At 41.8% G+C, this 12,273-nt stretch carries 7 protein-coding genes and 1 tRNA gene; 6 read left to right on the top strand and 2 right to left on the bottom strand.

The window, feature by feature from the left end:
* Positions 1-67 precede the first annotated feature (67 nt).
* Positions 68-751, bottom strand: a complete 684-nt coding sequence (locus H5164_RS11540) for a glutathione S-transferase family protein (protein WP_182756228.1) — start codon at positions 749-751, stop codon at positions 68-70.
* 370 nt (positions 752-1,121) lie between these two features.
* The gene (gene pabB / locus H5164_RS11545; protein ID WP_182756230.1) at positions 1,122-2,543 is read right to left on the bottom strand and encodes an aminodeoxychorismate synthase component I; all 1,422 of its coding nucleotides are present in this window, start codon (positions 2,541-2,543) and stop codon (positions 1,122-1,124) included.
* 180 nt (positions 2,544-2,723) lie between these two features.
* Here pabB and H5164_RS11550 point away from each other — a divergent pair, with 180 nt between their 5' ends.
* The 6 genes from H5164_RS11550 to H5164_RS11575 all read left to right on the top strand — a co-directional run bounded on the left by H5164_RS11550 (position 2,724) and on the right by H5164_RS11575 (position 12,254).
* Positions 2,724-4,259, top strand: coding sequence for a fumarate hydratase (locus tag H5164_RS11550; RefSeq protein WP_182756467.1), 1,536 nt, complete (start codon positions 2,724-2,726; stop codon positions 4,257-4,259).
* Between the two features lie 207 nt (positions 4,260-4,466).
* On the top strand, positions 4,467-6,518 hold the full coding sequence (locus tag H5164_RS11555; protein ID WP_182756240.1) for a S9 family peptidase: 2,052 nt from the start codon (positions 4,467-4,469) through the stop codon (positions 6,516-6,518).
* A gap of 634 nt (positions 6,519-7,152) precedes the next feature.
* Positions 7,153-7,785 (top strand): YchE family NAAT transporter, encoded by a 633-nt coding sequence (locus H5164_RS11560; RefSeq protein ID WP_124014738.1) that lies wholly within the window; start codon positions 7,153-7,155, stop codon positions 7,783-7,785.
* Between the two features lie 230 nt (positions 7,786-8,015).
* Positions 8,016-8,105, top strand: a tRNA-Ser gene (locus H5164_RS11565).
* 198 nt (positions 8,106-8,303) lie between these two features.
* Positions 8,304-9,623, top strand: coding sequence for a DEAD/DEAH box helicase (locus H5164_RS11570; RefSeq protein WP_182722848.1), 1,320 nt, complete (start codon positions 8,304-8,306; stop codon positions 9,621-9,623).
* A gap of 837 nt (positions 9,624-10,460) precedes the next feature.
* Positions 10,461-12,254 carry a DUF885 domain-containing protein gene (locus H5164_RS11575; RefSeq protein ID WP_182697274.1) on the top strand — a complete coding sequence of 598 codons (1,794 nt, stop codon included), beginning with the start codon at positions 10,461-10,463 and terminating at the stop codon, positions 12,252-12,254.
* The last annotated feature ends 19 nt before the right edge of the window (positions 12,255-12,273 follow it).

The following is a 12,273-nucleotide window of genomic DNA, read 5'->3' on the forward strand; positions in this document are numbered from 1 at the left end:
GCCTAGACAAAATACAAAAAAGGCTTGTGAGGGTTATCAACAAGCCTTTTGGTGACAGGATCAAAACCTATCTTGTTTCAGCAGCATAATTTTGTGGGAAAAAAGCACGTTTTGCGGCTTCATCAAATTCTGATTTAAATACAATATCTTTACCCATGTCTCTGGCTCGTGCAACGGCTGGACGATTGTTGATACTGTTAAACCAGCGTTGAACATTCGGGTAAGTGGCCAGTGCATCTTGGCCTAATACATAGCCGATTTTATCAACCCAACCCCATGCAGCAATATCGACAATGCTCAATGCATCACCCACGATAAACTCACGGTTACTAAGATGTGCGTCAAGGACTTGGTAATGACGTTGAGTTTCACGTTGATAACGGTTTGTGGCGTAAGCTATTTTTTCAGGTGCATGATGGGTGAAATGTACACATTGACCAGAATAAGGTCCTAAACCAGTGGCGACAAACATTAACCAAGATAACAGCTCCCCTCGATTTTCAGGCTTGCCAGCTAATTGACCTGTTTTGTCTGCAAGGTATAAAAGAATGGCACTTGAATCGAATACACGCACGCCATTATCTTCAATAGCGGGGGTTTTGCTGTTGGGGTTAATCGCTTTAAACTCCGCAGTATGTTGCTCACCTTTTAAGGTATCCACTGGCACAAGCTCAAACTCGAGAGCTGTTTCTTCAAGGAATAGCGCAATTTTCATTGGGTTAGGGCCTGGATGGAAATAAAATTTAATCATGTGAACTCCTTATAAGTAAGAAGTGTATTAAAACAGTTTTTGAACGAATGCTCAAATTAATTTGATCGATCGCTCAAAATTAATAGGGAGACGATAGGGTATTGTTATTATGTAATTAAATATACGGGAGAGAACTGTAAGTTGATTGCAGTGAAAGCTATGGCCTTTAAAGCCTGATTATCTTTTTAGGAGTTGTTTTAAGCAGTGTGTGACTGTTTTATCTAAAGTAGAGGCTATGACAGGGCGTTATTTCAGCTAGGTAATCAATAACGCGGCAGCACTAAAAACAATCCGATTGCTGACAAGTCAACAATCGCTATCATCTAGTGTTGTAAGTCTTGGTATAACGAATGGTTATCGACACCTGTTTTTACTGATTCAGACTCGCCAACAAAGGCAATATTTTGCTGACTTTATCAAAACTTTCTTGGTACTCAGCGTCGGCATTTGAATCAGCGACAATGCCACCGCCAGCCCAACAGTAAATACGATTATTTTCGGTGACTAAAGTGCGAATGGTAATACTGGTATCCATATTACCGTTTTGACTGATATAACCAATACTCCCACAATAGACATTTCGTCGTGATGGCTCTAACTCTTCAATGATTTCCATGGCGCGAATTTTTGGTGCGCCAGTAATTGAACCGCCAGGAAAGGCTGCTTGGAGTAAATCAAATGCATTTTTATCCTCTGCCAGTGTGGCACTTATGGTGCTGACCAAATGGTGTACTGCAGGGAAACTTTCAATCGCAAATAATGTCGGTACCTTAACCGAGCCGGGCGCCGCGACTTTGCTAATGTCATTGCGTAACAGATCAACAATCATCACATTTTCAGCACGATCTTTTTCGGATGCAAGTAATGCTGCTGCAGCTTGTTGATCCAAAAGCGGATCTTGATGGCGAGGTAACGTGCCTTTTATCGGTTTAGTTTCAATCTGCTGGTCGCTTAGTTTAATAAAGCGTTCTGGCGAAATAGACAGAATACAATGATGTTCAAGGCGTATAAACGCTGAAAAAGGGCCTTGATTCGCCGTGGATAATGCACAATAAGCTTGCCATTCATTACCTTGATATTGCGCCTCAAATCGTTGGGTTAAATTGATCTGGTAACAATCACCGCTGAGTAAATACTCTTGAACACGTGCAAACTTATGTTGATATTGTTCAACGCTAATGTGGTTAACCCATGGTGTGGTTAATTGAAAAGCAGGCAAGCTGGATGTCTGTTTTAGATTATGCTCTATTTTTGACTGAATTAAATTCAACTCATACTCGAGTGCGCCGCAGCCGTCGTAATGATAGGCATACCAAGACTCTTCTGCGTAATCATATATCAGGGCGAAATCATAAAATCCAATATTCATATCATTAAGATGAATATCTTTAACTGCTATTTTAGGCAGGTTTTCAATATCTCGACCCAAATCATAACCCAATGCCCCAAGTGCACCGACACTAAAAGGATGCAGAGATCCTTGCGCACTGGGATAAAGACGAGCATGCAGTTGCGCTAATGTTTCAAATGGACTGGCTTGCTGATTGATGTCGATATTAAGCGCGATTATTTTTGGATGTTTAGGGTTAAATGAGCAAATTCCGTCATGGCTAGTTAAGGTCGCGATAGGATTAAACCCAATAATGTCGAAAGTGGCATCTTGGTGCGGCGCATTGGCGGAGTCGAGTAATGTCGCCCATGGCTGGTGGCTAAAAAGTGAAAATAGCGCCTTAGTGTCTATTTTCCAATCCAGTTTTTGCATAAAAAGTGCGTTTTTTGCCCGCGCAGACATCGATAACCCTTATCTAAAATGTGATGTAGCCCAAAAAGGATGGAAAGAGTATCATATTGGCCTTAATAGTTAATATTAAATCGATTCTAATAAAAACGATAACCATGTTAGGCCGCAATGGCTGCTGGAGCGCCCCATATGTCGACGAATACCACATCTCACTCTACAACTGAATCTTCAATGTCTAGTCAAGCGGTTGTGATTAAACAAGCGGACTTTATTGAAAGTATCGCAGATTCTTTGCAATACATTTCCTATTACCATCCCAAAGACTTTGTTGATGCAATGAACAAGGCTTATGAGCGTGAACAAAGCGCTGCGGCTAAAGATGCCATTGCTCAAATCTTGATTAACTCGCGTATGTCTGCTGAAGGTAAACGTCCTTTATGTCAAGACACCGGAATTGTGACTACCTTTGTTAAAATTGGTATGTCGGTTCAGTGGGACAAAACCGATATGACCGTTCAAGAAATGGTCGATGAAGGTGTTTGTCGTGCTTACACTAATCCAGATAATCCTTTACGTGCATCAATTGTGTCAGATCCTGCTGGCGCACGTAAAAACACTAAAGACAATACTCCGTCTGTGGTGCATATTGATATGGTTGCGGGCAACCAAGTTGAAGTGATGATTGCCGCTAAAGGTGGTGGCTCAGAGAATAAATCTAAAATGGCTATGCTTAACCCGTCTGATGACATTGCTGCTTGGGTTGAAAAAACCTTACCAACAATGGGCGCGGGTTGGTGTCCACCGGGTATGTTAGGCATAGGTATCGGTGGCACAGCCGAAAAAGCGGCTGTACTGGCAAAAGAGTCATTAATGGAATCGATTGATATCCATGAATTAATGCAACGTGGTGCGGTTACAACTGAAGAGAAGCTGCGTTTAGACATTTTTGAACGAGCAAACAATTTAGGTATTGGTGCACAAGGTTTAGGCGGTTTAACCACAGTGCTGGATGTTAAAATTAAGTCTGTACCGACCCATGCCGCTTCAAAACCTGTGGTGATGATCCCTAACTGCGCCGCAACGCGTCATGTTCATTTCCATTTAGATGGCACAGGTCCTGTGGATTTAGTGCCGCCATCGTTATCTGATTGGCCTGAGATCACTCGTGAAGCGGGTGAGAATACTCATCATGTGAATTTAGACACCATCACTCAAGCCGAAATCGAAACGTGGAAAAGTGGTGATACCTTACTACTCAATGGTAAAATGCTGACTGGCCGTGATGCTGCTCATAAACGCATTCAAACGTTACTTGAGTCTGGTGAAGGTTTACCTGAAGGCGTCGACTTTACGGGTAAATTTATTTATTACGTGGGCCCAGTTGATCCTGTCGGCAATGAAGTGGTCGGCCCAGCCGGTCCTACAACCGCCACTCGCATGGATAAGTTTACAGACATGATGTTAGACCAAACAGGCCTTATGGGCATGATTGGTAAGTCTGAACGCGGTCCTGAAACCGTTGCTTCGATTAAAAAGCACAAAGCGGTGTATCTAATGGCCGTTGGCGGCGCAGCATATCTAGTGTCTAAAGCGATCAAGAAGTCACGCGTGGTGGCATTTGAAGACTTAGGCATGGAAGCCATTTACGAGTTTGACGTACAAGATATGCCGGTAACGGTTGCGGTTGATACCAATGGTGTCAATGCACATGAAACCGGTCCGGCGATTTGGAAAATTAATATCGCGAACAGTAAAGCAACAAAGTAAGTGATAAACACGACTGTGCTTATGTTTAAGCCATATGTGTCAATGTGATCTAACGCTCGGGTTTACAGCTTTTTACAAAAGGCATGTTGCCTGAGCGTTTTGCTTTGGTTAGTCTGCAATACACATTTTATGATTACGCGTTAGTCGAGTTGTATCTAGCTCAACGCGCAGTCATGTTTTTATTTAAACAACTGAGACAAGATAACAATGAAAAAGTCTTCTGTATTATTTGCATTGGTAGCTGCTGGTTTGGCTACATCAGTTTATGCGGCAGAGCCCACCGCTTTTAACGTTCAACAATTAGTTAAGCTAAATAAGTTGCATTCGGCAGCCGTTTCAAATGATGGCAAAACCATGGTTTACGGCGTCAAAGTGGTTGATGATAAAGGCGAGGCTAACTCGGATCTTTACCTGCTCGATTTAAGCGATAAAAATGCTAAGCCAAAACAACTGACTTCTGCCGCCGGAACTGAGCATGATGTCAGTTTTTCGCCTGATGGAAAATCAATTTACTTTCTTGCTAGCCGCACTGGAAGCAGCCAATTGTATCAACTGGCGCTAAATGGTGGTGAAGCGATAGCGATTACTGATTTACCTTTAGACATTAATGGCTACAAATTGTCTAACGACGGCAAACAGCTTGTCATGACCCTGCGGGTATTTCCAGAGTGTAAAGACTTAGCCTGTTCAAAAGAGATGTTTACCGCAGAAGCTGAACGTAAAAGCAGTGGACGGTTATATAAGCAGCTAATGGTTCGTCATTGGGATACATGGGAAGATCACGCGCGTAATCATTTATTTGTGGCTTCACTCGATGGTGAAAAAGTCACCACTGCGATTGATATTACAGCCGGTCGTGATACTGAAACGCCGCCTAAGCCTTTTTCAGGCATGGAAGAAGTAACCTTCACCGCAGATGGCAAATTCGTTGTTTATAGTGCTAAAGCGCCCAGTAACGATCAAGCGTGGACCACCAACTATGACTTATGGCAAGTGCCAGTTGCGGGCGGTGAAACGGTTAATTTAACCCCAGACAACAAAGCCTGGGACTCACAACCAACATACTCAGCCGACGGCCGTTATCTGGCTTATTTAGCCATGACTAAGCCTGGTTATGAAGCTGATCGCAACCGCATTATGTTACGTGACAATGTCACTGGCCAAGAAAAAGAAGTCGCTCCATTATGGGATCGTAGCCCAAGTTCGCTCAATTTCAGCGCCGATGGCCGTACGTTATATGTGACGGCTCAAGATCTTGGTCAAGTGACACTGTTTGAAGTCAATACCCAATTTGGCGATGTGCGTCCGATTTATAATCAAGGTAGTAACAGCTTAATTGCGGTCGCCAATAATAAATTGTTCTTCCAAAAATCGACATTAGTTGAACCCGGTGATGTATACAGTGTGACTTTAGAAGGTGAGCGATTGACTCAGCTGACTGATGTCAACAAAGACAAATTAGCCAATATTACCTTTGGGGAATTTGAACAGTTCAACTTTAAAGGTTGGAACGATGAAACCGTTCATGGCTACTGGATTAAACCTGTTAACTATGAAGAAGGTAAAAAATACCCGATTGCTTACCTCGTTCACGGCGGCCCACAAGGCTCATTTGGCAACAGTTTTAGCAGCCGCTGGAATGCGCAGCTATGGGCTGGTGCTGGATACGGTGTGGTGATGGTCGACTTCCATGGTTCTACCGGATATGGCCAAGCGTTTACTGACTCAATAGGTAAAGATTGGGGCGGTAAACCACTTGAAGATCTTAAAAAGGGTATGGCTGCCGTGACGACTCAGCAACCTTGGTTAGATGCGAGCAATGCATGTGCCCTCGGTGGTTCTTACGGTGGTTATATGATGAACTGGTTCCAAGGCAAGTGGAACGATGGTTTCAAGTGCTTAGTTGATCATGCCGGTTTGTTTGATATGCGCTCTATGTATTATGTCACTGAAGAGTTATGGTTCCCTGAATATGAATTTGGTGGTCCATACGATCAAAACAAAGAGCTATATGAAAAGTTTAACCCAGCTAATTATGTTGAAAACTGGAAAACTCCGATGCTGGTTATTCACGGTGAAAAAGACTACCGCGTACCTTATGGCCAAGGCTTAGCCGCATTTACCTTGATGCAACGTAAAGGTATTCCATCTGAGCTACTGGTATTCCCAGATGAGAACCATTGGATCTTAAATCAAGATAATCTACAGCTATGGTACAAGAATGTGCTTGGCTGGATGGATCGTTGGACGGCTAAATAGGTTTTATACCTTATCTGCAATTTTAGACTCAGTCCTGTGTTGATATCAGCGACCTAGTCATTACACAGATGAGTATTAACGGTCAAATAAAAGAGATGTTGCCACTGGCAACATCTCTTTTTTGTTGTACGCTATTTTATGGCCTAATATCAGCGGTTATTGCAGGATTAACATGAAAGCATGAGTGGCTGGTTAATCTTGGTGTTGCGAGTGAATATTAGCGTCTCAATAGCAAGGGATTTTATCGACGACAAACGAGTGCCTAAACATGAATGTTTTTCAGTTATCTAATTTGGCTCAATGTTAGTATTTTTCATCTTTGGCCAATATGCATACCAGTGGCGGGTTAGTATTTTTAGTACAGACAAGGTGATTCGCCAAAGCGGTTAGTAGATTAAAGCATCAGTTAGTGGCTAATGTGTGCAATATCGTGAAATAAAATTACTTAGCGCCTCATTTTTCGTGGATTATAATTAAACGGTTAAAGAGGTTAAATAGATGTTCCATTAGTTTTTGTATTGTAAAATGGCCTATCAAATATAAAAAATTTCATTTGGGAAATGTCTGGGTTTCAGCTACATTAGCGCCCTCAGAATCGAGCTTTAAATCAGGTAATATTAAGAGGGTGCAGTCAGTGGATTTTATGCTTTATATCAAGTTCTTTTTAGGACTGTTAGCCATCATTAACCCAGTAGGGTTATTGCCTGTATTTGTGAGCTTAACCAGCCATCAAACTGAAGTTGAGCGCCGCCATACCAACCGAGTGGCTAACTTTGCTGTTGTGGTGATTTTATTAGTCACTATGATAGCCGGTCAGCATATTCTGAGTATGTTCAGTATTTCATTGTCTGCATTTCGTATTGCTGGTGGTAGCTTGATATGTATTATTGCGATGTCGATGCTGCAAGGTAAGATCAGTGAAGTAAAACGTAACCAAGAAGAAGATCGTGAGTCTTCTGGGATGGAATCTGTTGCTGTGGTGCCATTAGCGTTACCTTTGATGGCAGGTCCTGGCGCCATTAGCTCGGTGATTGTGTTTGCCGCAGAGCATAATAAGATGATTAACTTTGTTGGCATGTTCTTAACTATTGTGACCATAGGTCTTGTCAGCTGGGCTTTATTCCGTATGGCGCCAGTATTGTTTAAGTTACTCGGAAAAACCGGCATTAACGTTATTACCCGTTTAATGGGACTATTAATGTTGTCATTAGGCATTGAAGTCATTGCCGCAGGAGCTAAAGGCCTTTTCCCCACATTAATCGGTTAGTTCACTGATAAGTTGCTGAGCATTTGTGCAAACGCTTGATAGTCGGGTTTTTTAGCTTGACCCGCTATCGGCATTTGCGTAAAGTACGCCTCGATTAGCAATACTGCGACTAAGCTTGATGCAGTTTTGTATGTGAGAACTAATATATAGCCTCAATGTAATCAGATATTAAAGATTGGCTTTTTATCATATGACTTTGCTGTTATTGATAAAAATTCAGTCAAAAAATTGGTGAGCTGGCTGAGTGGCTGAAGGCGCACGCCTGGAAAGTGTGTTTAGGTTTATCCCTAACGAGAGTTCGAATCTCTCGCTCACCGCCATATTATGAAAAAAGACGTCTTCGGACGTCTTTTTTCATTTGTATTTTTAAATAAAACCACGACATTTGGGTGATGCTAGTTCTCTCCCTTGTCTACCATGCTATTTTATCGCATGCCTTATCGTTACTTGGTGTTAGCGCTTGTTATGCGCAGCCTCTATAATGCTTTATTCTTATTCTACTACTGAGACCCACTTTCATGCCTTTTTCGACACTTGGATTACGCGACACGATTGTCAATGCCCTACATGAAGTGGGATACAGTCAACCAACACCAATCCAACAACAAACTATTCCGGTTATTTTACGGGGTAAAAACCTGCTTGCGGCCGCGCAAACCGGTACCGGTAAAACCGCCAGTTTTGTGTTGCCAATATTGGAGCGCTTAGCCGACAGTGAAATGCAGCGTAAAAAGCGTATTAGGGCATTAATTTTAACCCCAACACGTGAACTGGCTGTGCAAATACAAGCCAATATTGTGCATTATGCTAAGTTCTTACCGTTAACATCATTTGCTATTTACGGTGGTGTTGATGAAAAACCACAAAAACAAGCATTAATCGAGGGTGTCGATATTCTGGTTGCAACCCCAGGACGTTTACTCGACTTATATACTCAACGTGCCGTGCACTTTGATGAAGTTGAAGTCTTGGTTCTGGATGAAGCAGACAGAATGCTCGACATGGGCTTTATTGAAGACATTAATAAAGTGATTGATAAGTTACCTTCTGAGCGCCAAAGTTTATTGTTCTCAGCCACTTTATCAAACCAAGTTCGTGCGTTAGCTAAAACGGCCATTAAGCGCCCAGTAGAAATTTCAGTGATTGCTGATCGCGATTCCGCACCAAAAATCGAACAGTGGTTAACCACGGTAGATAAAGATAAAAAATCTGCTTTATTAAGTCATTTAATTAAAACAGAAGAGTGGAACCAAGCGCTGATATTTATCGAAACCAAACAAGGTGCGGCCAAGTTGGTCAGTCAGCTTGAAAAACGTGACATTAGCGCTGAATGCATCCACGGTGGCAGAAGTCAGCCAGTGCGTGAGCAAATTCTAGCTGATTTTAAATCAGGTAATATTAAATACTTAGTGGCAACCGGCATTGCGGCCCGCGGTATAGATATTGATGATTTATCTCGTGTTATCAATTACGATTTACCTTTTCCTGCCGATGATTACATTCATCGTATTGGCCGAACGGGTCGCGCGGGAGCTGCTGGTGTGGCAATTTCTTTTGTGTCAAATGATGACTTTAAAAATCTGTGTATGATTGAAAGTCGTTTAGGGCATTTAATTGAACGCAAAGTCATCGAAGGTTTTGAACCAAAAAAACCGATCCCAATTTCGGTATTGAATTTTATGCCTAAGAGTCGTCAACATAAATCAACCCCCGATACTGACAGACCAACGCTTAGTTTAGGTAAGTCGAAAACGGCTCCAGCTGATTTTAGAAAAACCAAAACCACCAAAGCAGCGACAAGCACTAAAGGCGGTAAAGTGAATCCATGGAATATCTAGCCTAGACTGAGTCAAAGGTTAATTCGTCTCTGATTAAAGCGGAATGTTTATTCCGCTTTTTTGTGTCGATGCTTTTTGTGTCGATAAAAAAGAGGCTAGGGGAGTCTGGCGACAGCACAAACCGAATGGCTATGGTTAACACTGCAAAATGCTTTTGCTGTCTAGGGTACGGTTTACCATCAAAACAGCCATGAGGCCTGGTAACATTGCCTTGATATGGCTAACCTCCAACGCTTTTGTTCAACCAATTAAGCTCGTTCAACTCATTAAGCTATAAGCACCAAGAAAATCTTTGAATTGCTTTGGGGCTTGCACGCTACTTTGTGCACTAAGTCCGCTGGCTGTGACATTGATAACGTCATTATTGTTGGTCCAGATAATATCGATGAGTAATTGTTGCTGTTAACGGCTATCTGCAATCACCAATCGTTGAGCATCATAGGTAATCTCATCTTAATAAGGTGCAATCTGAATACTCATAGCTTTCAGCATTAGTGGCCTTTGTGCCATTAAGATTTAGGTAATAGGGATAGTGGTCATGTTGAAGGTCTGCCATTGGCGATGGGCACGGCTGCACAAATGTAACCAAATACCTTTTAGTCAGCCGTTATAGCATCGATAGCGTAAGATTTTATGTCACAAAAGATGTCTGCTTGCTGCAAATAAGTCACGAACATGATTAACTATTAATAATGCTAGCAAGATAGTTTTCATCAACTTGATCACGTTAATCAAGCAAGTTATTACTCATAAAAATAGCACCCAAAAAGCGCTAAATGTAACATAATAAGATAAGTCATTTTGCACAAACAATAATAACAATTTAAGGGATAACAAATGAAAAAAGGTCTACTTCCTTTGGCGGTGTCTTTCGCTTTAGCCGCATTAGCGGGCTGTAGTGATAACTCGATGCAACAAAGTGATCCACAAAATAGCGTTAATGCGCAGGCTAGTACATCAGCAGAAAAATTAAATTTTAACCAATATTCACAACGGTTTATCGATGAGCTTTGGCAATTGTCACCGACTTGGGCCTTGTATAGTGGTAAGCATGTTAATGATGGCTATTTGGATATCCCAAATCAAGCTAGCCGTGATAAAACATTGGCTTTTGTTAAGCAACAGCAAATGGCTATGGCTGAGTTTGATCCGCAATCCTTGTCAGCTAATGAGCTAATCGATTATAAACTGTTGAGTAATTTAGTTGATTCAATGCAGTGGGAAATTACTCGGTTTAAAGGTTGGCAGTGGGACCCGTCAAATTACAATGTTGCCGGTGGATTTGCGCAAATTATTAATGAGGACTTTGCACCATTAGATGAACGTCTCACCTCAGTGATTGCCCGTCTTGAAAATGTACCTGCTTATTACGAAGCGGCACGAAATAACATTAGCGACCCAACTCTTGAGCACACTCAACTTGCGATTATGCAAAACCAAGGGGCTTTTTCGGTATTGTCTGATGCATTAGTACAGCAAGTTGCCGATTCTGGCTTAAGTACAGATCAAAAGGCCTTATTCACTCAGCGCTTTGATGCCGCAACAGCAGCCATTAAACAGCATATTGAGTGGTTAACTGCACTTGAAAGCAAATTGACTGAAAAGGGCGCCCGAGATTTTCGTATCGGTGAAACATTGTATGAAGAAAAATTCGCCTTTGATATTCAGTCTGGTATGACCGCAAAACAGTTGTACAACAAAGCGGTAGCAGATAAAAATCAAGTTCAGCAAGAAATGGCTAAGCTAACCGATACTCTTTGGTCAAAGTATATTGATACGCCAAAACCTGCCGATGAAAGACAAGCGATCCGTCAGCTCATCGATGTGTTATCTAGCAAACATGTTAAACGGGAAAATTTTGTTGCTGAAGTACGCAAACAAATTCCTGAGCTGATTCAATTTGTGAATGACAAACAATTAGTAACACTTGATCCTAATAAGCCATTGGTTGTTCGTGAAACCCCTGAGTATATGCGTGGTTTTGCTGGCGCATCAATCAGTGCCCCGGGGCCTTATGATCAAGGTGGTAACACTTATTATAATGTGACGCCACTTGATAATATGAGTGCCGAGTCTGCTGAAAGTTACTTACGCGAATACAACCATTGGATCTTACAAGTACTTAATATCCATGAAGCGATCCCAGGGCATTACACCCAATTAGTGTATTCAAATCAGTCGCCTAGTTTAGTCAAAAGTCTATTTGGTAACGGTGCCATGATAGAAGGTTGGGCTGTCTATGCTGAACGCATGATGTTAGAAGAAGGCTATGGTAATTTTGAGCCAGAGATGTGGTTGATGTATTACAAGTGGAACTTACGCGTTATTTGTAACACTATTTTAGATTACAGTATTCAAGTCAATGGTATGGGCGAAGAGCAGGTGATTGATTTACTTGAAAATGAAGCCTTCCAGCAACGTGCTGAAGCTGAAGGGAAATGGCGCCGAGCAACATTAAGTCAAGTGCAGCTAACCAGTTATTATGCTGGTTATCGTGAGATCTATGATTTCCGTGAACAGCTAAAAGCCAATCAAGGTGATGATTTTGATTTAAAACAGTTCCATGAACAGTTTTTAAGTTACGGCAGTGCCCCGGTTAAATTTATCAAGCAGTTGATGCTAGAAAAATAGCTTAGCTTCTGCTGATTTG

It is taken from the genome of Shewanella sp. SG41-3, assembly GCF_014164545.1.
Taxonomy (GTDB): Bacteria; Pseudomonadota; Gammaproteobacteria; order Enterobacterales; family Shewanellaceae; genus Shewanella; species Shewanella vesiculosa.

Excerpts from the sequence above, each read along its gene's own strand:
- H5164_RS11540 (WP_182756228.1), bottom strand. The coding sequence starts at position 751 with ATGATTAAATTTTATTTCCATCCAGGCCCTAACCCAATGAAAATTGCG.
- pabB (WP_182756230.1), bottom strand. The coding sequence starts at position 2,543 with ATGTCTGCGCGGGCAAAAAACGCACTTTTTATGCAAAAACTGGATTGG.
- H5164_RS11550 (WP_182756467.1), top strand. The coding sequence starts at position 2,724 with ATGTCTAGTCAAGCGGTTGTGATTAAACAAGCGGACTTTATTGAAAGT.
- H5164_RS11555 (WP_182756240.1), top strand. The coding sequence starts at position 4,467 with ATGAAAAAGTCTTCTGTATTATTTGCATTGGTAGCTGCTGGTTTGGCT.
- H5164_RS11570 (WP_182722848.1), top strand. The coding sequence starts at position 8,304 with ATGCCTTTTTCGACACTTGGATTACGCGACACGATTGTCAATGCCCTA.
- H5164_RS11575 (WP_182697274.1), top strand. The coding sequence starts at position 10,461 with ATGAAAAAAGGTCTACTTCCTTTGGCGGTGTCTTTCGCTTTAGCCGCA.